25 protein-coding genes are annotated in these 24572 nt (G+C 69.3%); 14 read left to right on the forward strand and 11 right to left on the reverse strand.

What is annotated here, in order from left to right; all coding sequences use genetic code 11:
* The 5 genes from ACLL81_RS06915 to ACLL81_RS06935 all read left to right on the forward strand — a co-directional run.
* Positions 1 to 1979, forward strand: a 1979-nt coding sequence (locus tag ACLL81_RS06915) for a 2-oxoglutarate dehydrogenase E1 component (RefSeq protein ID WP_411287611.1), incomplete at its 5' end; no start/stop codon positions are given.
* A 41-nt stretch (positions 1980 to 2020) separates the two neighbouring features.
* Positions 2021 to 3334 carry a 2-oxoglutarate dehydrogenase complex dihydrolipoyllysine-residue succinyltransferase gene (odhB, locus tag ACLL81_RS06920; RefSeq protein WP_411287612.1) on the forward strand — a complete coding sequence of 438 codons (1314 nt, stop codon included), beginning with the start codon at positions 2021 to 2023 and terminating at the stop codon, positions 3332 to 3334.
* 71 nt (positions 3335 to 3405) lie between these two features.
* Positions 3406 to 3834: a hypothetical protein gene (locus ACLL81_RS06925; RefSeq protein WP_411287613.1), complete on the forward strand. Its 429-nt coding sequence runs from the start codon at positions 3406 to 3408 to the stop codon at positions 3832 to 3834.
* A gap of 68 nt (positions 3835 to 3902) precedes the next feature.
* Positions 3903 to 5312, forward strand: a complete 1410-nt coding sequence (gene lpdA / locus ACLL81_RS06930) for a dihydrolipoyl dehydrogenase (RefSeq protein ID WP_411287614.1) — start codon at positions 3903 to 3905, stop codon at positions 5310 to 5312.
* Positions 5309 to 5734, forward strand: a complete 426-nt coding sequence (locus ACLL81_RS06935) for a GNAT family N-acetyltransferase (protein WP_411287615.1) — start codon at positions 5309 to 5311, stop codon at positions 5732 to 5734. Before lpdA ends, ACLL81_RS06935 begins: the two co-directional genes overlap by 4 nt.
* A gap of 235 nt (positions 5735 to 5969) precedes the next feature.
* Here ACLL81_RS06935 and ACLL81_RS06940 read toward each other — a convergent pair whose 3' ends face one another.
* The 3 genes from ACLL81_RS06940 to fsa are packed head-to-tail and all read right to left on the reverse strand — an operon-like array spanning position 5970 to position 8233.
* Entirely contained in the window at positions 5970 to 6884 is a 915-nt protein-coding gene (locus ACLL81_RS06940; RefSeq protein ID WP_411287653.1) for a tyrosine recombinase XerC, read from the reverse strand.
* Positions 6881 to 7564 carry a DUF484 family protein gene (locus ACLL81_RS06945; RefSeq protein ID WP_411287616.1) on the reverse strand — a complete coding sequence of 228 codons (684 nt, stop codon included), beginning with the start codon at positions 7562 to 7564 and terminating at the stop codon, positions 6881 to 6883. The genes ACLL81_RS06940 and ACLL81_RS06945 overlap by 4 nt, the downstream gene beginning before the upstream one ends.
* Before the next feature lie 15 nt (positions 7565 to 7579).
* Positions 7580 to 8233, reverse strand: coding sequence for a fructose-6-phosphate aldolase (fsa, locus tag ACLL81_RS06950; protein ID WP_411287617.1), 654 nt, complete (start codon positions 8231 to 8233; stop codon positions 7580 to 7582).
* Positions 8234 to 8299: 66 nt separating this feature from the next.
* Here fsa and ACLL81_RS06955 point away from each other — a divergent pair, with 66 nt between their 5' ends.
* Positions 8300 to 10462, forward strand: coding sequence for a primosomal protein N' (locus tag ACLL81_RS06955; protein ID WP_411287618.1), 2163 nt, complete (start codon positions 8300 to 8302; stop codon positions 10460 to 10462).
* A gap of 4 nt (positions 10463 to 10466) precedes the next feature.
* Here ACLL81_RS06955 and ACLL81_RS06960 read toward each other — a convergent pair whose 3' ends face one another.
* Positions 10467 to 11264: a TerC family protein gene (locus ACLL81_RS06960; RefSeq protein ID WP_411287619.1), complete on the reverse strand. Its 798-nt coding sequence runs from the start codon at positions 11262 to 11264 to the stop codon at positions 10467 to 10469.
* A gap of 500 nt (positions 11265 to 11764) precedes the next feature.
* Between ACLL81_RS06960 and ACLL81_RS06965 the strand changes: the two genes are divergently transcribed.
* From ACLL81_RS06965 to ACLL81_RS06975, 3 genes are all read left to right on the forward strand, one after another.
* A complete protein-coding gene (locus tag ACLL81_RS06965; RefSeq protein WP_411287620.1) occupies positions 11765 to 12445 on the forward strand; it encodes a CHAP domain-containing protein in 681 nt (226 codons plus the stop codon).
* A 66-nt stretch (positions 12446 to 12511) separates the two neighbouring features.
* Complete coding sequence (locus ACLL81_RS06970) at positions 12512 to 13465, forward strand: magnesium transporter CorA family protein (RefSeq protein WP_411287621.1); 954 nt, start codon at positions 12512 to 12514, stop codon at positions 13463 to 13465.
* A gap of 74 nt (positions 13466 to 13539) precedes the next feature.
* Positions 13540 to 14757 (forward strand): pentapeptide repeat-containing protein, encoded by a 1218-nt coding sequence (locus ACLL81_RS06975; protein WP_411287622.1) that lies wholly within the window; start codon positions 13540 to 13542, stop codon positions 14755 to 14757.
* 57 nt (positions 14758 to 14814) lie between these two features.
* Here the strand turns inward: ACLL81_RS06975 and ACLL81_RS06980 are convergent, their stop codons facing one another.
* On the reverse strand, positions 14815 to 15246 hold the full coding sequence (locus ACLL81_RS06980) for a DUF488 family protein (protein ID WP_411287623.1): 432 nt from the start codon (positions 15244 to 15246) through the stop codon (positions 14815 to 14817).
* Between the two features lie 55 nt (positions 15247 to 15301).
* Here ACLL81_RS06980 and ACLL81_RS06985 point away from each other — a divergent pair, with 55 nt between their 5' ends.
* The 3 genes from ACLL81_RS06985 to greA all read left to right on the forward strand — a co-directional run bounded on the left by ACLL81_RS06985 (position 15302) and on the right by greA (position 17407).
* Positions 15302 to 16189 carry an alpha/beta fold hydrolase gene (locus tag ACLL81_RS06985; protein ID WP_411287624.1) on the forward strand — a complete coding sequence of 296 codons (888 nt, stop codon included), beginning with the start codon at positions 15302 to 15304 and terminating at the stop codon, positions 16187 to 16189.
* 153 nt (positions 16190 to 16342) lie between these two features.
* Entirely contained in the window at positions 16343 to 16924 is a 582-nt protein-coding gene (locus ACLL81_RS06990) for a DUF4126 domain-containing protein (RefSeq protein ID WP_411287625.1), read from the forward strand.
* Between the two features lie 3 nt (positions 16925 to 16927).
* A complete protein-coding gene (gene greA, locus ACLL81_RS06995) occupies positions 16928 to 17407 on the forward strand; it encodes a transcription elongation factor GreA (RefSeq protein ID WP_411287626.1) in 480 nt (159 codons plus the stop codon).
* A gap of 6 nt (positions 17408 to 17413) precedes the next feature.
* Here the strand turns inward: greA and ACLL81_RS07000 are convergent, their stop codons facing one another.
* The 3 genes from ACLL81_RS07000 to ACLL81_RS07010 all read right to left on the reverse strand — a co-directional run bounded on the left by ACLL81_RS07000 (position 17414) and on the right by ACLL81_RS07010 (position 19229).
* Complete coding sequence (locus ACLL81_RS07000; protein ID WP_411287627.1) at positions 17414 to 17662, reverse strand: DUF2164 domain-containing protein; 249 nt, start codon at positions 17660 to 17662, stop codon at positions 17414 to 17416.
* Positions 17663 to 18005: 343 nt separating this feature from the next.
* Complete coding sequence (locus ACLL81_RS07005; RefSeq protein ID WP_411287628.1) at positions 18006 to 18923, reverse strand: thioesterase family protein; 918 nt, start codon at positions 18921 to 18923, stop codon at positions 18006 to 18008.
* Between the two features lie 51 nt (positions 18924 to 18974).
* The gene (locus tag ACLL81_RS07010; RefSeq protein ID WP_411287629.1) at positions 18975 to 19229 is read right to left on the reverse strand and encodes a hypothetical protein; all 255 of its coding nucleotides are present in this window, start codon (positions 19227 to 19229) and stop codon (positions 18975 to 18977) included.
* Between the two features lie 132 nt (positions 19230 to 19361).
* Here ACLL81_RS07010 and ACLL81_RS07015 point away from each other — a divergent pair, with 132 nt between their 5' ends.
* Positions 19362 to 20195 carry a cytochrome b/b6 domain-containing protein gene (locus ACLL81_RS07015; protein ID WP_411287630.1) on the forward strand — a complete coding sequence of 278 codons (834 nt, stop codon included), beginning with the start codon at positions 19362 to 19364 and terminating at the stop codon, positions 20193 to 20195.
* Entirely contained in the window at positions 20192 to 20962 is a 771-nt protein-coding gene (locus tag ACLL81_RS07020; protein WP_411287631.1) for a molybdopterin-binding protein, read from the forward strand. The genes ACLL81_RS07015 and ACLL81_RS07020 overlap by 4 nt, the downstream gene beginning before the upstream one ends.
* Here the strand turns inward: ACLL81_RS07020 and ACLL81_RS07025 are convergent.
* The 3 genes from ACLL81_RS07025 to ACLL81_RS07035 form a co-directional block, all read right to left on the reverse strand.
* Positions 20959 to 21750: an acid phosphatase gene (locus ACLL81_RS07025; protein ID WP_411287632.1), complete on the reverse strand. Its 792-nt coding sequence runs from the start codon at positions 21748 to 21750 to the stop codon at positions 20959 to 20961. The two genes, ACLL81_RS07020 and ACLL81_RS07025, sit on opposite strands and share 4 nt — an antisense overlap.
* Before the next feature lie 108 nt (positions 21751 to 21858).
* The gene (locus tag ACLL81_RS07030) at positions 21859 to 22953 is read right to left on the reverse strand and encodes a 1,9-bis(guanidino)-5-aza-nonane synthase (protein WP_411287633.1); all 1095 of its coding nucleotides are present in this window, start codon (positions 22951 to 22953) and stop codon (positions 21859 to 21861) included.
* 101 nt (positions 22954 to 23054) lie between these two features.
* Positions 23055 to 24326 (reverse strand): type III PLP-dependent enzyme, encoded by a 1272-nt coding sequence (locus tag ACLL81_RS07035; protein ID WP_411287634.1) that lies wholly within the window; start codon positions 24324 to 24326, stop codon positions 23055 to 23057.
* Between the last annotated feature and the right edge of the window lie 246 nt (positions 24327 to 24572).

Genomic DNA, 24572 nt, shown 5'->3' on the forward strand with positions numbered 1-24572 from the left:
CCGGCGACGTGAAGTACCACCTGGGCGCCTCGTCGGACCGCGAGTTCGACGGCAACTCGGTGCACCTGTCGCTGACCGCCAACCCGTCGCACCTCGAAATCGTCAACCCCGTGGTGATCGGCAAGGTCCGCGCCAAGCAGGCCTTCACCCTGCGCGAACGGCCCACCGCCGGGCGCGGCCACGCGATGCCGCTGCTGCTGCACGGCGACGCGGCCTTCGCGGGCCAAGGCGTGGTGGCCGAGTGCTTCGCGCTCTCGGGCCTGCGCGGCTATGGCGTCGGCGGGACCATGCACTTCGTGGTCAACAACCAGATCGGCTTCACCACCAGCCCCAAGAACAGCCGCTCCTCGCCCTATCCGTCGGACGTGGCCCTGATGGTGGAGGCGCCGATCTTCCACGCCAACGGCGACGATCCCGAGGCCGTGGTGTTCGCCGCCAAGGTCGCCACCGAGTACCGCCAGCAGTTCGGCAAGGACGTGGTCGTCGACATGTTCTGCTATCGCCGGTTCGGTCACAACGAGGGCGACGACCCGACGATGACCCAGCCCCTGATGTACGCCAAGATCAAGCAGCACCCGGGGGTGCGCGACCTCTACGCCGGCCGGCTGGTGGCCGAGGGCGTGGCGACCCAGCCCGAGGTGGACGGCTGGATCGCCGAGTTCGACGCCTTCCTCGACGCAGAGTTCGATTCCGGAAAGGGCTACAAGGCCAACAAGGCCGACTGGCTGGACGGCAAGTGGTCGGGCTTCAAGCTGCCGGCCGGCGACGAGCGGTTCACCACCGGGGTGTCGAAGCAGAAGCTGCTCGACCTGGGACGCCTCATCACCACGATCCCGGAGCGGATCGTCGTCCACAAGACCGTCGAGCGGGTGATCCAGAACCGCCGCGATGCCATCGAGAAGGGCGAGGGCCTGGACTGGGCCACCGGCGAGCACCTGGCCTTCGCAACCCTGCTGGACCAGGGCTATCCCGTGCGCCTCTCCGGCCAGGACAGCGTGCGCGGCACCTTCACCCAGCGCCACACTGGCGTCATCGACCAGGTCACGGAGGAGATCTACTTCCCGCTGCGTAACCTGGGCCCGAACCAGGCCCACTTTGAGGCGCTGGATTCGGCCCTGTCGGAAGAGGCGGTTCTGGGCTTCGAGTACGGCTTCTCGCTCACCGATCCCGACACGCTGACCATGTGGGAAGCCCAGTTCGGAGACTTCGTGAACGGCGCCCAGGTGGTCATCGACCAGTTCATCTCGTCGGGCGAGCGCAAGTGGCTGCGGATGAGCGGCCTGGTTCTGCTCCTGCCGCACGGCTACGAGGGTCAGGGGCCGGAGCACTCCTCCGCCCGTCTTGAGCGCTTCCTGCAGGCCTGCGCCGAGGACAATCTCCAGGTGGTCAATCCGACCACCCCGGCCAACTATTTCCATGCGCTGCGCCGTCAGGTGCTGCGCGAGTTCCGAAAACCTCTGGTGGTGATGACGCCCAAGTCGTTGCTCCGCCACAAGCGCGCGGTCTCCAACCTCGCCGACATGGCCGGGGGCTCGGGCTTCCACCGGGTGATGATCGATGGGGCCGAGGTCGGTTGCGACGTGGGCGGCGTGGCCCTGAAGCCCGACGACCAGATCGCCCGCATCGTCTTGTGCTCGGGCAAGGTCTATTTCGACCTGATCGAGCAGCGCGCCAAGGTCGGCCGCGACGATGTCTATATCCTCAGACTCGAACAGTTCTATCCGTGGCCGCTGAAGTCCCTGACCAACGAGCTGAAGCGCTTCAAGAACGCCGAGCTGGTCTGGGTCCAGGAAGAGCCGAAGAACATGGGCGGTTGGACCTTTGTCGACCCCTGGCTGGAACTGACCCTCGAGCGCTTGGCGGTCAAGGCCAAGCGCGCCCGCTACGTGGGCCGGCCGGCTTCGGCCTCCACGGCGGCGGGGCTGATGAGCCGCCACCTGAAGGAACTCGAGACCTTCCTCGCCGAAGCCTTCGCCTGATCGTATACGACCCGTAAAGAGCACCAAGGAGCGCTTCCCCTATGGCCGACATCATGACGCCAGCGCTGGGCGAGTCCGTCACCGAAGCCACGGTGGCGCGCTGGACGAAGAAGGCCGGAGACGCGGTCCGCAAGGATGAGATCCTGGTGGAGCTGGAAACCGACAAGGTCAGCCTGGAAGTGGCCGCGCCCTCGGATGGTGTCCTGGCGGAGATCTCCGCCGAGGAAGGCGCCACCGTCGAGCCGGGCGCCGTGCTTGGCCGGATCACCGAAGGCGCCGCCGCCGCCAAGGCCGCCCCGGCCGCCAAGCCGGAGCCCGCGGCCGCGCCTGTGCCCCAACCCGCGACCGACCCCGCGACCGCCGCACCGTCTTCGACGCCTGCGCCTGTTCCGGCCGGCGAGCTGCAGCCCGAAGCCACCCCAGGCAAGGCGCCGCCGACCTCAGGTCCGCTCCCCGACATGACCGCCCCCAAGGCGGAGAAGGTGCTGGCGCCATCGGCGCAGCGCGTGATGACGGAGAACAAGCTAGACGCCGCAGCCATCGCCGGCTCCGGCAAGGACGGCCGCATCACCAAGGGCGATGCGCTGGCCGCCCTGGAAGCCCGTAGCCAGGCCCCGGCCGCGCCCGCCGCCCCGGCCGCCCCGCGCGAGGTTCACGAGCGCGAGGAGCGGGTCCGCATGACCCGGCTTCGCCAGACCATCGCGCGCCGGCTGAAGGAGGCGCAGAACGCCGCGGCTATGCTGACCACCTTCAACGAGGTGGACATGACGAACGTCATGGCGCTGCGCAACGAATACAAGGACGCCTTCGAGAAGCGCCATGGGGTGAAGCTGGGCTTCATGAGCTTCTTCGTGAAGGCGGTGATCCACGGCCTGAAGCAGGTGCCCGACGTCAACGCCGAGATCGACGGCACGGACATCATCTACAAGAACCACTACGACATTGGGGTCGCTGTCGGCACCGAGAAGGGCCTGGTGGTGCCGGTGGTCCGCGACGCCGACGCCATGGGCCTGGCCGAGATCGAGAAGGCCATCGCCGCGGTGGGCAAGAAGGCCCGCGACGGCCATCTCGCCCTGGAGGACCTGCAGGGCGGCACCTTCACCATCTCCAACGGCGGGGTCTATGGCTCGCTGATGTCGACGCCGATCCTCAACGCCCCACAGTCGGGCATTCTGGGGATGCACAAGATCCAGGAGCGGCCAATGGCCATCGACGGACAGGTGGTGATCCGGCCGATGATGTACCTGGCCCTGAGCTACGATCATCGCATCGTCGACGGCAAGGGCGCGGTGACCTTCCTGGTCCACGTGAAGGAAGCCATCGAAGATCCCCAGCGCTTGCTGCTGGACGTCTAGACAACGGCGTTAGGCGAGCGCAGCTTTCCGGCGGACGCCCCGGTTATCGGGGCCATTGCGGGGGAGTGACCATGCCGATCCTTCGCTACCTGCTGGGCGCCCTGATCGGCGCCTACGCCCTGTTCAGCCTGTTTCCCATCGCCACCGACGCGGCTTTCAAGCTGGGGATGTTCGACAACCCCACCGGCGAGGTCGCCCTGATGATCCCGCTCTGGCAGGCCACCGCCTGGTGGCATCTGGCGCTGTGGCTGGTGGTGGTGGCCCTGTTCCTGGTCGCCGCCTGGCGGCTGCTGCGCGGCGGACGTGCAATGGCCCCCTACGCGGCCGCCTTCATCCTCGATATGGCGCTGTGGGCGACCATGAAGACCCTGCCGGCCTATGGTCAGGTGTTCACTCCGGCGGAGCTGCGGTCGGACAACTACATCCTGGCCTTCATGGTGGCCTGCGGGGTGCTGCTCTGGCTGGGCGAACGACGGCGCGCCCAACCCGCGCCGGCCTGAGCTCCGGGCCGGTTGACCTCAGTCTTCCCATGCCTAGGGTGCGCCCAATCTGAACGGCGGGCGAACCCATGGCTGACAGCGCAATCCCCTACGACGTGGTGATCATCGGCGGCGGTCCCGGCGGCTATAACGCCGCGATCCGGGCGGGCCAGCTTGGCCTCAAAGCCGCGTGCGTGGAAAAGCGCGTCACGCTGGGGGGTGTTTGCCTCAACGTGGGCTGCATCCCGTCCAAGGCGCTGCTGCACGCCTCGGAGATGTTCGAGCTGGCCAGCAAGGACTTCGCCGGCCTCGGCATCGACGTGACGCCCAAGCTCAACCTGCCGCAGATGATGAAGCAGAAGGCCGAGAGCGTCACCGCGCTCACCAAGGGCATCGAGTTCCTGTTCAAGAAGAACAAGGCCGACTGGATCAAGGGAACCGGCAAGCTGGCCGGCCCGGGCAAGGTGGAGGTGACCGCCGAGGACGGCGCGGTCACCACGCTGGAGGCCAGGAACATCGTCATCGCGACCGGCTCGGAGCCCTCGACCCTGCCCGGCGTCACGGTCGACCAGAAGCGCATCGTCGATTCCACCGGCGCCCTGGAGTTGGCCGACGTCCCCAAGAGCCTGATCGTCATCGGGGCCGGCATCATCGGCCTGGAGCTGGGCTCGGTGTGGCGCCGGCTGGGCGCCCAGGTCACGGTGGTGGAGTTCCTGGACCGGATCACCCCTGGCATGGACGCAGAGACCGCGAAGACCTTCCAGCGCTCCCTGACCAAACAGGGGATGGTGTTCAAGCTCGGGTCGAAAGTGACCGGGGCCAAGGCCGGCGACGCCGGGGTCGAGCTCACCGTCGAGCCGGTGGCCGGCGGCCCCGCGGAGACCCTGAAGGCCGACTATGTGCTGCTGGCCATCGGCCGTCGCCCGGTGACCGAGGGCCTGGGCCTGGAGAGCGTCGGCATCACCGCGGACAAGCACGGCTTCATCGAGACCGACCACTGGAAGACGTCCGCCCCCGGCGTATGGGCGATCGGCGATGTCACCCACGGTCCCATGCTGGCCCACAAGGCCGAGGACGAGGCGGTGGCCTGCATCGAGACCATCGCCGGCCAGGCGGGCCACGTGAACTATGGGATCATCCCCAGCGTGGTCTACACCTTCCCCGAGGTCGCCTGGGTGGGCAAGACCGAGGAAGAGCTGAAGGACGAGGGCCGCGCCTACAAGGCCGGCAAGTTCCCGTTCTCCGCCAACTCCCGGGCTAAGGTGAACCACGAGGCGGAGGGCTTCGTGAAGGTGCTGGCCGACGCCGTCACCGACGAGATCCTCGGCGTCCACATGATCGGCCCTCATGTGGGCGAGATGATCGCCGAGTACTGCGTGGCCATGGAGTTCCGGGCCGCGTCGGAAGATGTCGCCCGCACCAGCCACCCGCACCCCACCCTGTCGGAGGCCCTGCGTCAGGCCGCCATGGGCGTCGAGGGGTGGACGATGCAGGCTTGAGCCCCAGGCGCGAAATCCGCCGGGCGTGGCCGGAGGAGCTGCCGGACTGCGCCGACCTCTATGTCCGCGTGCTGCGCGACACCTTTCACTGGCAGGCGCCCGAGCGGCACCAGGCCGAGGACTTCTTCGGCGCGGCCCGGGACGAGGAAATCTATGTGGCCCTGGAGGACGGCCGCCTGCTGGGTGTCGCCGCTTTCTTCCGTCCACAGAACTTCCTCCACTCCCTCTATGTGGAGGCCCGCGGCGCCGGGGTCGGAAAGGCGCTGCTCGACCATGTGACCGCCCTGGCCGACGGGCCGGTTTCGCTGAAGGTCCAAGCCCCCAACGTCCGCGCCCAGGCCTTCTACGCCCGGGAGGGCTTCCGCTGTATCGAGCGCGGGGAGGACGGCGACGTGGCCTGGCTGCGGCTGGTGCGTGGCTGAAACTTCACTTGGCGGAGCGGTGCCGCACCTATCAGAAGACGGTTCGACCCGATGGCTGCCCGGTCCCGACCATCGTCCGCTACGGCGTCGACCAGGACGGGCGCGCCCCGCGCAACTAGAGCCTGACAGCTTCAAGTGGCTACCGGTTGAAGCGTCCGTCAGGCTCTAAACTTTGAAGATAGACCCTTTTTATCCGGTTCAAGTGATTCCACTTGAACCGGAAAGGGTCTAGCGCTCAGGCGTGCGGGTGGGCCTTGGCGTAGGCGCTGAGCAGGGCCGCCGCATCCACCTCGGTATAGCGTTGGGTCGTCGATAGCGACGCGTGGCCCAGCAGTTCCTGGATGGAGCGCAGGTCCGCGCCTGCGCCCAGCAGGTGGGTGGCGAAGGAGTGGCGCAGCGCATGCGGCGTGGCGCTGGCGGGCAGGCCAAGCCGGCCCCGCAACAGCTGCACGGTGGCCTGCACGTGGCGCGGGCTCAACGGTCCGCCGCGCTTGGCCCGGAACAGGGGCTCGTCGGGGCCAAGGGCGAACGGCATCTCGCCCACATAGGCGTCGGCCGCTTCCCGCACGGCGGGCAGCACCGGCACGATCCGCATCTTCGAGCCCTTGCCGGTGATCCGCAGCTCAGGACCCATGGGCGCGTCGCGGCGCTTCAGCGAAAGCGCCTCGGAGATTCGCAGCCCGCAGCCGTAGAGCAGCGTCAGCACCGCCTGGTCGCGGGCCACTTCCCAGCCTTGCCGGTCAGGGTCCAGCGCCGGTTCGGCGATCAGGCCCCGGGCCTGGTCCTCGCTCACCGGCCGGGGCGCGCCTGGCCGTACGCGCGGGCCCCGCACCAGGGCGATGGCGGCGTTAGGGGCGTCCAGGCGCCGGTCGAGGAAGCGGTGGAAGGTGCGGATCGCCGACAGGGCCTGGCTGAGGGAGCGGGGCGACAGCGGGCGCTCGCCGGACCGCAGGTGCGCCAGCCAGGCGCGCACCTCCGCAGGCGTTACGCCGGCCAGGCCGTTGACCGTCAGGCGCTCGCCCTGGTGCTGTTCGAGGAAGGCGACGTAGCGGGTCGCCGCGAAGCCATAGGCCTCCAGGGTCCTGGGTGAGGCGCGCCGCTCCTGGGCCAGGTGCTGCAGCCAGAGCGCGCGGGCCTCCTGGGCGGTCACAGCAGGGGCCACCGCTCCGCCGTGCGTTCCACCACTCGGGCGAGGAAGGCCACCAGTTCGGCGCCCATGTCCGGGGTGAAGCCTTCCGGGTCGGCCGAGCCGAAGGCCAGCAGGCCCTGCCGCGACGGCTCCCACATGGCCAGCCGGACCATGGCCATCGACCGGACCCTCTCGCCGCGCTCACCGAACAGGCCCAGCGCCGTGGGGGCGAAGCCCATCCGCGCCAGCCGCTGCGGCCCGTCCAGGATCATGTCCACCTGGCCTTCCACCAGCCCGCGCCAGCCGGCGGGGGGCAAGCCCCCGGTCTCCAGGGCGATGACCCCGGCGGCCAGGCCGAAGCGGTGCTGGGCCAGGTTGTCGACCCGCCGCGCCAGGTCAGAGGGGTTGCGGCTTTCCAGGAGGTCCACCACCGCGCCGTGGGTCTGCGCCTGGGCGGAGAAGTTGGCTCGCGCGGTCTCCTCCACCTGCTGGCGCTGGGTAGCTTCGCGCTGGTGGGCGGCGTGCACCCGGGCCATGACTGCGGGCCCGAAGTCCACCACGTTGCCGGCGGCGACCTTGAGGCCCAGCTCGTCGAGCAGGCCGTCGTCCTCGCGCAGGAAGGCCGGATTGTCGGCCAGGAACCGGCGGACGGCGGCGGGCCCCAGCGGGGCTTCTTCGAGGCTGCCCTGCGACCCGTCCATGTCCGCCCCTTTGTCCTACAGGATAGATTGGCCGGTCTTCGCCCAATCGCTCATGAACTGTTCAAGACCCTTTTCGGTTAACGGGTGCTTGAAGAGGGCGGCGAACACCTCCGGCGGAATGGTCGCGCAGTCGGCCCCGGAGAGCGCCGCCTGGGTCACGTGGGCGGGGCTGCGGATCGAGGCGGCCAGGATCTCGGTGTCGAAGTCATAGGTGTCGTAGATCGCTCGGATTTCGCCGATCAGGTCCATGCCCTGGGCGCCGTGGTCGTCCAGCCGGCCGATGAACGGGCTCACGTAGGTGGCGCCGGCCTTGGCGGCCAGCAACGCCTGGGCCGCCGAGAAGCACAGGGTGACGTTGGTCTGAACGCCCTCGCGGGCGAACTGGGCCGTGGCCATCAGGCCATCGCGGGTCAGCGGCACCTTGACCACCACGTTGGGGGCGACGCCGGCCAGCTTGCGGCCCTCGTCCAGCATGGCCTGCCAGGTGGTCGCCGCCACCTCGGCGCTCACCGGACCCTCGACGGCCTCGCAAATCTCGGCGATGACCTCCAGCATGGGGCGGCCGGACTTGGCGATCAGCGTCGGATTGGTGGTCACGCCATCCACCAGGCCGGTGGCGGCGAGGTCCTTCAGGACGGCGACGTCGGTGGTGTCGAGGAAGAGCTGCATCGTAGGGACCTTGAGTTTGCTGACGCCGCTTGTAGCCGTCCGCAGGGCCAGCGCAAAAGCATCCCGATGAGCCGCATCGCCTCCGTCCTGTTGCCCATGCCCCTGCCGGAAGCCTTCGACTATGCGGAACCCGACGGTCTGGCGCTGGAAGTCGGCGACCAGGTGGCCGCACCGCTGGGGCCTCGGCTGATCCGCGGCGTGGTGGTGGCGTTGCGCGAGGCCGCCGGGGGCAACCGCCCCCTGAAGCCCATCGCCGGGCGCCTGGACGAACCCCGCCTGCCGCCCAACACCCTGGAGTTCGTGCAGTGGGCGGCGCGCTACGCCGTGGACGCCCCGGGCGCGGCTCTGGGTATCGCGCTTCGCGGCGCCCGCGCGCCCAAGCCGCGGCCGGTCCGCCTCGTCGAGCCCACCGGATCCCTGCCGCGGCGCCCGACGCCGGCCCGCACCCGGGTGCTGGAGGCCGCGGCGTCCGCCAGCCTCGCCCCCGCCGACCTCGCCCGCGCCGCCGGCGTCTCGTCCGGGGTGGTCAAGGCGCTGCTGGACGAAGGTGCGCTGTCCCTGCGCCTGGTCACCGCCGAAGCCCGCTTCGACCACCCTGACCCGACCCTGCCAGGCGCGCAGCTCAACCCCAGCCAGGCCGCCGCCGCCGATGCGCTGAAGGCCATGCTGGCCGAGGGCGGCTTCAACGTCGCCCTGCTGGACGGGGTCACCGGCTCGGGCAAGACCGAGGTCTATCTGGAGGCCGCGGCGGCGGCGCTGGCCGCCGATACCACCGCCCAGGTGCTGATCCTGCTGCCGGAGATCGCGCTCACCCAGGCGGTGATCGCCCGCGTCGCCGAACGCTTCGGCGCCACCCCCGGCGAATGGCATTCCGACGTGGCGCCCCCGGCGCGCCGCCGGGTCTGGGAAGCGGTGGCCACCGGAAACTGCCACATTGTGGTGGGCGCCCGCTCGGCGCTCTTCCTGCCGTTCACCAACCTCGCCCTGATCGTGGTGGACGAGGAGCACGACGCTTCCTTCAAGCAGGAAGAGGGGTTTATCTACCAGGCCCGCGACCTGGCGGTGGTGCGGGGCAAGATCGAGGACGCCGCGGTGGTCCTGGCCTCAGCCACGCCGTCGCTGGAGACTCTGCGCAACGCTGAACAGGGCCGCTACCGCTGGCTGCGTTTGGCCACCCGTCATGGCGCGGCCACCCTACCGGACATCGAATTGGTCGATCTGCGCCTGACGCCGCCGGAGCCCGGACGCTGGCTGTCGCCGCCTCTGGTGGCGGCCATGGGGGAGACGTGGGCCAGGGGCGAGCAGACGCTCCTGTTCCTCAACCGCCGAGGCTATGCCCCCCTGGTGCTGTGCAAGGCCTGCGGTGAGAAGCTTACCGCCCCGGACACCGAGTCCTGGCTGGTTGAGCACCGCTATTCCGGCCGGCTGGTCTGCCACTTGACCGGCTTTTCGATGCCCAAGCCCGCTGCCTGCCCCCACTGCGGGGCCAGGGACAGCTTGGTCTCCATCGGCCCGGGGGTGGAGCGGGTGGAAGAGGAGGCGCGGGGCCTGTTCCCCGACGCCCGGGTCTCGGTGTTCTCCTCCGACACGGTGTTCGACGCCCGCGAAGCCAGGCGCATGGTGGAGGCCATGGCCGACGGCCAGATCGACATCCTTGTGGCGACCCAGGCCGCCGCCAAGGGCCATAACTTCCCCAAGCTGACCCTGGTGGGGGTGGTGGACGCCGACCTGGGCCTTCGAGGCGGCGACCTGCGGGCCGCCGAGCGGACCTACCAGCTCCTGGCCCAGGCCACCGGCCGGGCCGGGCGCCGCGACCGGCCGGGCCGCGCGCTGTTGCAGACCTACGCCCCCGAGCACGCCGTCATGCAGGCGTTGAAGGCCCAGGACCGCGACGCCTTCACGGCCGCCGAGCTGGCTGAGCGCGACATGGCCGGCCTGCCGCCGTTCGGCCGGCTGGCCGCGGTGATCGTCTCAAGCCTCGATCCGGGCGCCCTCGACGCCTTCGTCCGCGCCATGGCCCAGGCCGCCCCCAACGCCGACGGGGTGGAGGTCTATGGTCCGGCCGACGCCCCGCTGGGCTTGATCCGCGGGCGTCGGCGCAAGCGCTTCCTGGTGCGCGCCGACCGCGCCGTGGACCTCTCGGCCTACATGGCCACCTGGCGCGCCCGGGTGAAGCCGCCGGGCAGCGTCCGCCTGGCCATCGACATCGACCCCTACAGCTTCCTCTAGCGCCCTAGTGATGGGTCTCGCCGGAGCCCGCCGGGTGCTTGCGCCGGCGCGCGGCCATGTTCAGCCCTTCAACCACGGCGGAGAAAGCCATGGCGGCGTAGATGTAGCCCTTGGGCACATGCACCCCGAAGCCGTCGGCGATCAGCACGGCGCCGATCATCAGCAGGAAGCCCAGGGCCAGCATCACCACGGTCGGGTTGTTGTTGATGAAGGTGGCCAGCGGGTCGGCGGCCAAAAGCATCACCCCCACCGCTACGATCACCGCCGTCATCATGATCGGCAGGTGGTCGGTCATGCCCACGGCAGTGAGGATCGAGTCGATCGAGAAGACGATGTCCAGCAACAGGATCTGGACGATGGCGGAGCCGAAGTTCACCGCCACGGCGCCCTTGGTGTCCATGACGCTGTGGATCTCGCCCGGATCGACCTTCTCGTGGATTTCTGTGGTGGCCTTCCACACCAGGAATATGCCGCCGGCGATCAGGATCAGGTCGCGCCAGGAGAACGCCAACTCGAAAGCCGCGTGCCCCTCAGCGTCCAGGGGCCCCTGCCAGGGCAGGGTGAACACCGGCTGGGTGAGGCCCACGATGAAGGCCAGGGTGGAAAGCAGTCCCAGGCGCATGATCAGCGCCAGTGCGATGCCGATGCGCCGGGCGCGGGCGCGCTGGGCCTCCGGCAGCTTGTTGGAGAGGATCGAGATGAAGATCAGATTGTCGATCCCCAGCACCACTTCCATGACAATCAGGGTGGCCAGCGCCAGCCAGGCCGCGGGGTCGCTCATCAGAGCCGTGATGCCGTCCATGTCGCCAGTGCGCTCCCATTTGTTCGTCGACGCCTTGTCTAGCGCATCGTGGCGCGTGGCCTAAGTCCCTTGCGGCCGCCTTTTTTCCAGGCGCCCGGGCCGGAAGGCGAGATTGTGGCGCAGGGCTGCGCTGTTCTTGGGGGTCGCTCCGCGAACACCGGAGCCGAAGGGCCGAGCTCTTATTTCGGATCGTTACAGTCTTGTGAGATTCGGTCTTCGCAACAGGTGATCAAGTCTCCGACCGCCCCATTAGAGATCGATTTCAGCTGGCTAGGGCAATCCTTGGCGGAGGCATGGGTTAGTTTGTTGGAAACGCAATTTTTGACAACGAGAATTGCGGTTTTTACTCGTTGAGAGGCAGGTTCTTTTACCCTACCCACCCGGTGGGTCATGCCAATTGGCAGGGCGACGCACGGTCGCAGGCGCGTAAACCCTCTTTTCACTTAAGGCAGGATAGGGTTATCCCTTACGACTGTAAGCGTCGGGGGAGTAGCCGTGACATGACCAAACGGACGAAGACCCTGCTGGGATCCCTGGCGGCCGCGGCTGTCATGACGTTTGCGGCGCCCGCGGGCGCGGTGGCTGATACCTACTGGCAGTGCGTCCCGTTCGCCCGGCTGATTTCCGGCATTCAGATTTTCGGCGACGCGCGGACCTGGTGGCAGCAGGCGGTTGGCAAGTACGAGACCGGTGTCCAGCCCAAGGCCGGCGCGGTGCTCTGCTTCAAGCCCACCGCGCGCATGAAGCTGGGCCACGTGGCCGTGGTCAGCCAGGTGCTCACCGACCGCGTCGTGCAGATCACCCACGCCAACTGGTCGCCCATCGACGGCTCTCGCGGCAAGGTGGAAAAGGACGTCACCCTGATCGACGTCTCCCAGGCCGGCGACTGGAGCCAGGTGAAGGTCTGGTACGACCCCCTGCGCGACCTCGGCGGCTCCACCTACAACACCCACGGCTTTATCTACCAGGACACCTCGGCCCGGGTGATCGCCGCCTCGGGCCTCTCCAAGGTGCAGAACGGGGCCGTCGCCATGGCCCAGTCGGCCGCCAGCCAGATCAACAATGCCGTGCGTCCCGGCGCAGGCCCGCTCAGCATGCTTAGCCAGGCCGCCGACTCCACCGACCGGATCGCCGCCCTGATCGCGGCCGCTACCCGCGGCGACGGCGGTTCCGAGGACTGACCCCTGCGTACGGGCGATTGACGCCCTTCGCCCGCGCCCGCATCTAGGGCTTCCAGCGGAGGCGCCATGGTCAATCTCCTGCGGCGCGGTGTGCGCTGCTTCCAAGCCGAACCCCTGGCCCCCGGCTGGCGGCCCGATCCGGAGGTCATCTGGATCGACCTGCTGAAGCCCACTCGCGACGAGGAGCTTGCGGTCGAGGCCGCGCTCGGCATCGACCTGCCGACCCCGCAGGAGATGGCCGCCCTGGAGCCCTCCAGCCGGCTTTACCAGGAGAACGGCGCGACCTTCATGACTGCCACCCTCCTGGCCCACAGCCAGGATGGCGTGCCGACCGCGACGCCGGTCACCTTCGTCCTGTCCAGGGGCCTGCTGGTCACCCTCCGATACGAAGAGCTGCGCGCCTTCAGCGTCTTCTCTGAGCGGGCGCCGGAAGGCGACGTCGGGAGCGGCACGGCAGCCCTGCTGGGTCTGTTGGACGCCATCGTCGAACGGTTGTCGGAAATCCTCGACCAGATGGGCGATGCGGTGGGTGAGGCGTCGGTGGGGATTTTCGAGCGCCCGGCGGCGGGTGACTTCAAGCCGCTGCTGACCCAGCTCGCGCGCACCCAGTCGGTGACCTCGATGACCCGCAACAGCCTGGTCAGCTTCTCTCGCTTGCTCAGCTACGCGACGCTCGCCCCGGAGATCGCCGGCGACCCGGACTGCCAGGCCCACCTGGCGTCGCTACAGCGCGACACCCAGTCGCTCACCGAGCACGCCAGCTTCCAGTCGAGCCACATCGCCTTCCTGCTGGATGCCGCGCTGGGGCTGATCAACATCGAGCAGAACGGCATCATCAAGTTCTTCTCGGTGGTGGCGGTGGTGTTCCTGCCGCCCACTCTGGTGGCCTCAGTCTACGGGATGAACTTCCACCACATGCCTGAGCTCGACTGGAAGCTGGGCTACCCCATGGCGATCGCGATGATGGTCGCCTCCGCGGTCCTGCCCCTGTTGTGGTTCAAGCGGCGCGGCTGGCTGTAGTCCCGCATTAGGCCTGTCACGCAACCGTTCCTTAAGCGGCGAAGGCGCACGCTCGCCCGTCCTGAAGGTCTGTCATGCCGTCGCAAGCCCAACCCCACCACCTGAGCCTCGACGCTCCGACCCTGCGCGAGGCGGTGGAGGCGCACCAGCGCTACCTGGCCGGCCGCTCCGGCGGGCGCCGGCTCAGCCTGACCTATGCCGACCTGTCGAACTGCTCCCTTGAGGGCGTCGACCTGCGCGACGCGGACCTGGCCGGCGCCAAGCTGGAGGGCGCCATGCTCTCCCGGGCCAACCTGTCGCGGGCCATCCTGTTCGGCGCCGATCTGCGCGAAGCCGACCTGCGCAACGCTAACCTCAAGCGCGCCGACCTGCGCGGCGCCTGCCTGCGCGGGGCCAATCTGTCGAACGCCGAAATGGCCGGATGCGATCTGCGCGAGGGCCGCATCGCCCTGCAGGACAAGCTGGACGGCTTCCGCATCCTGCGTCACGAGCACCGCCCGGGCGAGCTGAACTACGCCGTGCTGGCCGGGGCCAACCTGGCCGGGGCGCAGATGGCCGGCGCCGTGGCCATGGCCTGCGACTTCACCGACGCCAACATGACCGGCGTGATCCTGTCAGGCGCGCGGCTGATGCGCGCGGTGCTGGATGGGGCGGACCTGTCGGGCGCAGACCTCGGCGGAGCCGACCTCACCGGCGCCTCCATGAAGCGCACTGTGCTCACCGGGGTGAACCTTGAACAGGCCCGCCTCGACGACGTGGACCTGACCAACGTCCTTCGCGCCCCGCCGCCCATCGTCTACATCGACGACAAGGCCCTGGATGAGGTGCTCGCCGAGCATGAGGCCTACTGCGACAGCGAGGGGTCCCGCGGCGCGGTGATGCGCCTGGCTGAGGTGGACTTCCGGCCGCTGCGCAGCCTCAAGCGACGCAGGCTGACGGCGCTCGCCGCGCCGGGTTCGATCTTCTTCGGCATGGACCTGGAAGGCGCCCAGCTACAGGGCGCTGACCTCTCCGGCTGCGACTTCCGCGGCGCGATCCTGCGCGAGGCCGATCTTCGCGGGGCCAAGTTCACCGACGCCCAACTCACCCGCGCCGACCTGCGCGGCGCCAAGATGGGGCCGCTGAAGATCGCCGAGGGCCGCTTCGTGCGCACCGACTTCACCCGCGCGGGCCTGCGCAGCGCCGACCTGCGCGGCGCCTACGCCACCCGCGCCCGGTTCATCGAGGCCGACATGGGCGGCGCCAAGATCGCCGGGTGCGATCTGTCCGGCGCCGAACTGCCGACGGTCTAGGGTGGCGATTCAGAAGTTCGTCTACGCGTGTGGCGGACGAACTTCAGAACCAGCACCCTAGAGGTTCACCACCTCACAGCCCAGTTCCTCGCGGATCCGCTCCGCGACGATGGCCCGGTGGCAACCCGCGTGGTCGGCCTCGTAGCAGAGCAGGGCCGCCTTGTGCTCCCGCGCCACCTCCACCGCCTTGGCCAGCTCCAGTTGCGCCGCGGGCTCGGCCAGGTGGTCCTCAAATATCCGCCGCATCTCGGCGATGCGGCCCTTACGCGCCGCGTCGCGGCCGGGCTTGGGCGTGCCGAGTTGGCGGAAATGCAGGTAGTCGATGCCGGCCGCGTTCAGGCTGGCGGCCAGCAGGGTCTTGGAGAAGCCGGCCCGGCGCGAGGACGCCACGGCGCGCACGTCGATCAGCACCTCCACCCCGGCCTGCGTCAGCTGCTCGATCACGGCGGCCTGCAGCGCGCGCTCGTAACCGATGGTGGCCAGGCGCATCGTCTGTTCTCCAGAAGTCATGGCCGGCTATATGGGGGCTCCCAAGGGAGGTTCCATGGCCGCCAAGATCGACCCGACGCCGCAGCTCCGGCTTGTCCCCCTGCCGACCCGGGGCGGCGCCATGGCGGTGCTCGACTTCGGGCCGCGGCGCCGTCCGGTGGACATCGTCTTCTCTCACGCCAACGGCTTCAACGCCGCCACCTACCGCTCGATCCTGCAGCCGTTGGCCACGGACCTGCGCATCCTGGCCGTCGATCTGCGCGGCCACGGCGCATCGACCCTGCCCACGGTGATCGAGGGCCGCGACGGCTGGTCGGAGTTCCGCGAGGACCTGTTGGCCCTGCTGGCCGCCGCCACGGATGGCCCGGTGGTGCTGGCGGGCCACTCCATGGGCGGCACCTCCAGCCTGCTGGCGGCGGCCCAGGCGCCGGCGCGGGTTCGGGCGCTGGTCCTGTTCGATCCCGTGCTGATGCCGCTGGCCATGCTGGCGGGCCGATCCGAGGACCAGCCGCAGATCGCCGAGTCTCCCCTGGCGCAGGGCGCCCTGCGCCGCCGCGCCACCTTCCCGGACAAGGCCGCCGCGGTGGCCGCCTACTCAGGCCGCGGGGCCTTCGCGAGCTGGAGCCCCGAGCAACTGGCCGACTACGTGGACGCCGGCTTTCGCGAGACCGGCGACGGCCAGGTCACGCTCACCTGCACGCCGCAGTGGGAAGCCTCCAACTTCCGCTCGCACAACTACGATCCGTGGGCGGCTTTCGCGCAGACCCGCTGCCCGATCCGGATCCTCAAGGCCGAGACCGCCTCCACCGCCCGCGTGGAGGGCCGTGAAGCCGGGCTCGCCGCCACCGGCCGCGTCACTATTGAGACCGTGCCCGGCACGACCCACTTCCTGCCCATGGAACGCCCAGACCTGGTCCGCGCGACCCTGCGGGCGATGGCGTGAGCATCGCGGCGATTGCGCCGGCTCGACGCCCTCGGCGGCGGGCGGCAAGCCCCGATGATCGCCCTGGTGGTGAAGCTCCCTCTGGCGTACGGCTTCCTGCGGTTCTAGCCGCTTGGCGCGAGACCAGGCGGCCCGCCGCGCGTTGAGGCGAACATGGAAACCTGGTTGCTGCCGGCCTTGCTGGGCCTCGGGCTCGCCGCCTCGACGGGCCTGAAGACCTTCCTGCCGCTCCTGATGCTGGCCGTGGCGGCGCGTTTCCACCTGTTCGGCATCGAGCTTTCCGGCCCCTTCGCCTGGCTGGGTTCGCTCACCGCCCTTGCGGCGCTCAGCATCGCCACGGCCACCGAGTTCGTCGCCGACAAGGTGCCCTTCGTCGACCATGCGCTCAGCCTGTTCGGCGTGGTGGCCCGGCCCGCTGCCGGCGCCCTGGCCGCGGCGGCCGCCTTCAACACCCTGGACCCGGGCGCTGCGGCGGTGGCCGGCCTGATCATCGGCGCCCCTACGGCGCTCGCCGTCCACACCGCCCAGAGCGGCGCGCGGATCACCAGCACGGCGACCACCGGCGGGTTCGCGAACCCCCTGGTGTCCCTCGCCGAGGACGTGGCGGCCTTCTTCACCGCCCTCCTGGCGATGGTGGCCCCGATCCTGGTGCCGGTGGTCCTGCTGGTGGCGGGTTTCGTGGTCTGGCGGGCGATCGTGGCTTTGCGCGGTGGTCCCCGCGTCAGGCGGGCCTGAGCCATGGCCGTCGCCTTCACCCGCGAGGAAGACTACGAATCCCAGGCCGCCGACCTGCCGGACCGCCCCGTCTCGCCGCACCCCAATCTGGTCACCGCCAGCGGCTTGGCCACCATCGAGGCGGAGCTCGCCGCCGCCCGCGCCGCCTACTCCGCTGCCCAGGCGAAGGGCGGGGTCAGCGCCGACCGCACCGCCATGGCCAGGGCCACCCGCGACCTGCGCTACTGGTCGGTGCGTCGCGGCAGCGCCCAGCTCACCGAGCCCGCCGCCGAGCCGGACGCCGTCCAGTTCGGCCGCGCCGTGGAGTTCGTGCGCGACGATGGCAGGCGGCAGACCTACCGCATCGTCGGCGAGGATGAGGCCGACCCCGCGAAGGGCAGCGTCTCCTACGCCTCGCCGCTGGCGCGAGCCCTGCTGGGCAAGCGGGTTGGCGATGTGGCCCTGCTGAACGGGGAGACGTTGGAAGTCGTCGCGGTGCGGTGAGCCGCGTCAGGTTTTGAGCGGCTTTTCGATCTGGTGGACGGCTTCGATGATCTCGTCGACGCGCTTCTGCACGATGGCCTGGGCGTCATGGAGCCCCTGATTGTAGTAGTAGGGCCCCAGCGTCTCGGCGAGGAAGTCCAGCAGGTCGAGGCCGTCAAACGGCTCGATCTCCACGTCCAGCTCGGCCTTCAGATGCCGCCTCAGCAGGCGCGACAGCATCTCGCGGGTGGGGTTGTCGAGCTCAATCCTGGACACGGGGGCCTCGGCGAAAGGGTCAGCGACGGGTCTTGATCTAGCCCCCCATCGACCGGCCGCAAAGCCGCGGACGCAATGGCGCCGTCGATCATGTTTCTGGGGCGTGGCGTCATGCTCCCGGCCCGACGTATCCACGACACTCCAGCTCGCCTGTGGTCGGAGGCCGTGATGCGTCTTCCGTCGGGACTGCTGGCGTTGGCGTTGGCCGCAAGCCTTGCGGAGGCCGGCGAGTACCGGGCGCCGCATGCCCCTGCGTCCTGTGCACCTACACTGGTTCCGAACGCCACAACGCCAAGTTACAACCGCGAAAGCTTGGATACCGCGTGGCGCGGTCCGGGATCGGCTACAGCCCCAGACCCTTGACCGCGGCGGCCTCCACCGCGGCCAGTTCGTCGCCTTCCAGGGTGATGATCTTGCGGGTCTCCAGGTCGAAGGAAACGGCGATCGCCTCGGCCACGCCCCAGGGCTTACCGGTGGTAGGATTGAGCAGCCAGTGCACCAGCTTGCGGAACCGCGCGTCGCCGCCGGCGGCGCCGGACCGCAGCTCGATCCGGTCCCCCGCCCGTGGCCAGTCGACGTGAATCAGACGGTACTCCAGGGCGGCCCCGCCGACCTTGGGCCGGCTCTCGTCGCCCGGTCGGCGGCCTTCGAAGAAGTGCGGGATGCCGTCGGAGATGCGGGCCATCATCAGCTCGGTGCGCATGCGGCCGAAGGCGTCGCAGTCGCCAGACCGCACGGCGCCAAGGCCGGTGCGCTTCAGGCCGAGCTCATCGGCCCGCGCCAGGCTCGCTTGGCTCTCCACGGGCTCTAGGCTGAGGCTGCGGGCGCGGGCCTGTTCGGGGATTTCGACGGTCAGCTCTTCGGCGCGGGCGCGGACCCGGTCCGGCCAGGGAAAGGCGCGGCCCTCGCGGGCGGTGGCGTGGGCGACCACGGTCTGGAAGCTGGCCGCCAGCGCGCCATCCTGGTGGTGCATGAGCAGAAGCAGGCGCGCCTCGCTGTCGCCCATCTCCACCACGCCGCCGGTGATGGAAAGCGGCGCGTTGGGGCGGGCCTCGCGGACGAAGCGGATGTGCTGTTCGCGCACGATCAGGGTCGCCTGGGCGTCGGGGGCGAAGGCGGCGGGCATGCCCAGCTCCGCGGCCAGGCCAGCCAGCGCCTCCATGGACTTGGCCACGTAGAAACCCACGTTCAGGTGGCCCATGGCGTCGCATTCCCAGGTGGCAACGCTGCCCCGCCAGACTTCCACGCCTGTTCCGCTCACCCGAACACCCCCGCACGACGGTGCGAGCTTAGGGGCGCGGCGATCGATCGGCTAGCGCTTGCCTTCCGCTGGGTCGCCGCCTGGGCCCAGGTGGCCGTCGGCGGCGGCCTTGGGCGGCGCCGAGCCATCACCGGCGCCCTGCTTCAGGGGGGGATCGAAGCTACGCTTCTCCCCAGCCACCCCATCGTCCCGGCGCACGGTGGGATAGCGCTCGACGCCGCCCTGGTCCTTGGGGGCGTCCAGGGGCTGGGCGGCGTTGGCCTCGCGGCCCGGGGTCTGCAGCTTGTCCTCGCGGTCTTCCGCCATCGGTCGGCTCCTCTTTCATACGTGCTGGTCAGAAGGGTAGCGCCGAGCCAGCCTTCGCGTTCCGGCGCGTCGCCCGCGTCTCGCGCCCGTAGCTCCGCTGTGGCAGACTGCGCGGGGACGAGGAGCATGGCGATGGCGGACAAGCAACGGCCGGCCAAGGTGATGGTCTACCGCCACGCCGCGGTCACCCGGGCGACCCACTGGATCAACGTGCTGGCGATCAGCATGCTCCTGATGAGTGGCCTGCAGATCTTCAATGCCCATCCGGCGCTCTACTGGGGCCAGAAATCGACCTTCGCGGCGCCCTGGCTGTCCATGACCGCGGCCGAACGGGGCGGCGAGCCCATTGGCCTGACCACCCTTGCCGGCCAGTCCATCGAGACCACCGGCGTGCTGGGCTATTCCGGCAAGGCCGGGGCCCGCGAGCCCCGCGGTTTTCCCGCCTGGGCCACCATCCCCAGCTATCGCGACCTGGCCAGCGGCCGTCGCTGGCACTTCTTCTTCGCCTGGCTGTTCGTGATCAATGGCCTGGTCTACCTGGCCATGGGCCTGATCGGCGGCCACATCCGCCGCGACCTGTTGCCCACCCGCGCCCAGCTGGCGCCGCGCCGCGTCTGGCATGAGATCGTCACCCACGCCCAGCTCAGGTTCCCCAAGGGTGATGAGGCGCGGGTCTACAACGTCATCCAGAAGGCCAGCTACCTGCTGGTGATCCTCATCCTGCTGCCGCTGATGCTGCTGACCGGCCTGTCCATGTCGCCCGGATTCAACGCCACCGCGCCGTGGCTGCTGGACCTGTTCGGTGGGCGCCAGTCCGGCCGCACTCTGCACTTCATTTCCGCCGGTCTGATCGTGACCTTCATCATCGTCCATGTGGCCCTGGTGGTGCTGTCGGGCTTCTGGAACAACATCCGCTCGATGATCACCGGGCGCTACGCTATCGAGGTCGAGGAGACCCGCCCATGAGCACGGACCGACGCCGCTGGCTAGCCGGGGCTGGCGCCACCCTGGGGGGCCTCTTCCTGGCCGCTTGCGACAGGCTGAACGCCAACCCGCAGGTCACCAAGGTGCTGCAGAGCGCCGAGGGCCTCACCCTGCGCGCCCAGCGGCTGGTCACCGACCGCAAGGCCCTGGCCCGGGAATTCCCGGCCTCCGACATCTCGCCCGACTTCCGCGCCAACGGCACCACCAACCCCAGTGATGAGGCCTATGTGAGCCTGGCCGCCGGAGGCTTCGCGGATTGGCGCCTGGTGGTGGACGGGCTGGTGGAGCGGCCCCTGTCGCTGACCATGGCCCAGCTTCGCGCCCAGCCCGCGCGCAGCCAGATCACCCGCCACGACTGCGTGGAGGGCTGGTCCTCAATCGGCAAGTGGACGGGCGCCAGGCTCGGGCCGCTGCTCGACCAGGCCGGCCTCAAGCCGCAGGCGCGCTACATCGTCTTCCACTGCGCCGACAGCCTGGAGATGACCCTCGACGGCACCGGTCAGTATTACGAGAGCATCGACCTGATCGACGCCTATCACCCGCAGACTATCCTGGCCTACGACATGAACGACGCCGCGGTGCCGGTGAAGCACGGTGCGCCGGTGCGCCTGCGGGTGGAGCGCCAGCTCGGCTACAAGCACGCCAAGTACGTCATGCGCATCGAGGCGGTGGACGACTTCAGCCAGATCGGCCGCGGCCGCGGCGGCTTCTGGGAAGACCGCGGCTACGAGTGGTACGCCGGGATCTAGTAGGGCGTCCTGGCGGTCAGCCCGGCTTCGGTGGCGCAGGCCGCGGGAACCGGCGCGGAGCTTGAGGCCCGCACCGCCGCCAGTTCCGCCCTGGCGGCCTCCAGGTCGGCGCGGAACTGCGCGTCGCCGTGCAGGCCCGCCAAAACCGCCGCGCCGTTGGTCCGCCCGGCTGTCACGGCGCCGGCGGTATGCACGCCGCAGACCACCCGGCTCTCGCCGTAGGCCCGGCCGCGCACCAGCAGCGGCGTCGCCCGGTCGGGCGCCAGCTCGGCCAGCACCAGGCCGAACGCCCAGCCCCAGGTGGAATGGCCCGAGGGATAGTCCGGGCTCTCGTCCAGCGCCTTGGCCTGCGGCACGCAGATCTCGCCCTTGGTCAGGAGGTAGGGCCGCTGGCGCTTGAAGACGTCCTTCACGCTGGCCACCTGGGCGCCCACCGTCAGGCCGACGCGGCTCATCAGGCTGGTGAGCTTCGGCGCCGCCGCGGGCGTCAGAGCGACCCCCAGCGCGCAGGAGAAGTTGGTCATCATGTTGGGCACGCCCGTGGGCACGTCGTTCTGGGCCAGCGCCCAGCGGGGCGTGTCCTTCAGACTGCGGGTGGCGGTGAAAACCGCCAGCTCGGCCCGCTCCTGCGCCGAGCCGGTGGCTGGCGCCGGCGGCAGGATCTGCGCTGCATCCGGCCAGGTCTGCGGCGTCAGATAGGCCCTGGGGAGCGCCGGAGCGGGCGCCACCTGGGCCGGTGCGGCCCCGCCCATTAGCGCCGCGAGCACAGCGATCGTCAGGGTCCGCATAATTTTCCCAATCCCACATCCACACCAACGTGTTGCAGAGACAGCGGGCAGTTTAACCCACGTGGCCGGTCAGGCCCACCAGGAGGGTTTCCCCACCGCGAGAGGTCCTCATCCCCCGCCCGGGGATGAGGAGATCATCTGCGACGACTGCTTCTCGAACAGCCTCGCCCAGCGGGGCTTTTTGCGGGTCTTCCACGAGCCGCGGTGCCAGGCGTCGGAGGCGATCAGCGGGATCACCGTGGTGGCCTCGGCGAACACCATCTGCTCCCAGGTCACGTCCACCTTGCCCCAGGAACAGGCCTCCTTGAGCGTGGAGGACGAGCACGCCCCGTCGCGGACGTCGGCCACGGTGATCTGCACGGCGTACTTGTGCATCTCCGCCTCGTGACCGAGGATTTCGGCGCAGACCACGGTGTCCTGGGCGAAGTTCTTCGGCACGCCGCCGCCGACCATGAACAGGCCGGTGGTCCCCGCCGCCAGCTTGATATCGGTGAGCTCGCGGAAGTCGGCCACCGCGTCGATGGTCAGGTACGGCTTGCCGGCCTTCATCCGCTCCACCTGGTGCTTCACCAGGCCGAAGCCCGCGGACGAATCCACGAACGCCGGGCAGAAGATCGGCACGCCTTCGCGATAGGCCACCTCGATCAGCGAGTCGGGCTTCTTGGCGTTGCCCGCCGCCAGCCACTTGCCCATCTCGTGGATGAACTCGCGGCTGGAATAGGGGCGCGGCTCCAGCAGCGCGCAGATCTCATAGATGGTGCCGTCGCAGTTCTGCAGCTCTTCCTCGTCGATGTAGGTGTCGTAGATCCGGTCGATGTAGAGGTCGCGCAGGTCGCGGTCGTCGACGTTGGATTGGGCCTGATAGTGCTTGAAGCCCAGGGCCTCGAAGAAATCCATGTCGACGATGGAAGCGCCGGTGGCGACGATCACGTCGATCATCCCGTACTTCACCATGTCGCGGTAGATGTGCATGCAGCCGCCGGCGCTGGTGGAGCCGGCCAGGGTCAGCCAGGTGGAGCACGACGCATCCTCCAGCGACATCGACCAGATGTCGGCGGCGCGGGCGGTGTCGCGGCTGGTGAAGCTCATCTTGCGCATGGCGTCGATGATCGGCCGGGCGTCGTACTGGTCGATCGCCACGTGCTCGACGGTGTTGGCCAGGAGTTCGGCCTTGCGGTTGGTCTTCTGAACGTCAGCGTTCATCTTCGGAAGTTCCCTTCTGAGGGTGATCGCCCGTCCATAGGTGAAGCGCGACCGGGACGGAGCGACCGGCCGCGCCTTAAACGAATGACCCGTGGGTCTTGTTACCTCCGGCGGCGACTTTTGCCGGCCCGGCCCTTGGGGCGTGACAGGCGAACGACCTTGCGGTCCTCCTCCTGCTGCTCGCGCGGCAGGCGGATGGCGCGGCCCGCCAGGCCGAACATGGAGGCCATCGGCGCGTCCTGGACGATCACGGTCTCGGCGTCGCCGAAGCCGTTGAAGCGGGTGTTCATGGCCACGCCATAGGCGCCCAGCATGCCGATCTCCACATAGTCGCCCTCGCGGACGTCACCCGGCAGCCAGAACGGCCCGGGCATGTGGTCGAGGCTGTCGCAGGTGGGCCCATAGAAACGAAAGGGCCGCAGGTTGCCTTCAACTTCCGAAGCCTCGCCTTCCTCGGTGCGGAGCAGCTTCACTGGAAAGGGCCACTTGGTGTGGGCTGCGTCGAACAGGCTGCCGTAGCTGCCATCGTTCAGATAAAGCGCGTCGCCCTTCTTCAGCTCGACCTTGGTGAGGATCGAGGAGGCTTCCGCCACCAGCGCCCGGCCGGGCTCGCACCACAGCTCGGTGGTCTCGTGGACCATCATGTCGGCGAAGCCGCGGTCGATGGAGTCGATGTAGTCGGCCAGGTCGGGCGGGACCATGCCCGGATAGACGGAGGGGAAGCCGCCGCCCACGTCGACCACGTCGGCCAGTACGCCGGCCCGGACCAGAGCCCGCGACGCCTGCGCCATGGCCGCCTGGAAGGCGGTCGGCCGCATGCACTGGCTGCCGACGTGGAAGGAGACGCCCATGCGGTCCTGGGTGGACCGGCGCGCCGCCAGCAGCAGGGAGGGCGCGTCATGAGCCTCGACGCCGAACTTGCCGGACAGCGAATAGGCGGCGCCCTCGGTGTGCACCGCCAGGCGCACGATCAGGTCCAGGTCGTCGGCCCCGCCGGTGGCCTCGAGGATCTTTTGCAGCTCGTCATGGGTGTCCAGTGCGAAGGTCTTCACGCCGTGGTCGAAATAGGCGGTGGCGATCGCACGCCGGCTCTTCACCGGGTGCATGAAGGCCATGCGCGAGCCCGCGGCGAATTGCGCGACCAGCTCGATCTCGGGGATCGAGGCCACATCGAAGGACGTCACACCGCTCGCCGCGAGGGTTTCGATCACCCACGGCGAGGGGTTCGCTTTGACAGCGTAGAAGACGTCGCCCTTAAACTTGTCCTGGAACCAGCGGGCCGCTAGGGCCACCGCATCCGGCCGCGCAAAGGCGACAGGACGCTCCGGTGACCGCTCACGGACCAGGTCCAGGGGCGTATGGTACGTTTGCACCTCACGCAGCCCCCAACGGATTGTTGAACCCAATCCGGCGTTAGCAGCGCTTTTGAGGACATCGGGTCCGCCGGAACGCAGCGAGATAGGGACTAATGGTCCGAATGTAAAGTGATCGTGTTGCTGCGGCGCGTCGCGGGCTGGGCGCTGGACCGCGCCTAGGCCCGCGTGTCATGAAGCCGTCGCAGGGCTCGGCGAACAAGGGGGTTCGCCGCCTCGCGCGTGCCTGATCGGGAAAGCCGAAAC

Origin of the sequence: Phenylobacterium sp. (assembly GCF_046590535.1) — a bacterium.
In the GTDB taxonomy this organism is placed as follows: Bacteria; Pseudomonadota; Alphaproteobacteria; order Caulobacterales; family Caulobacteraceae; genus Phenylobacterium.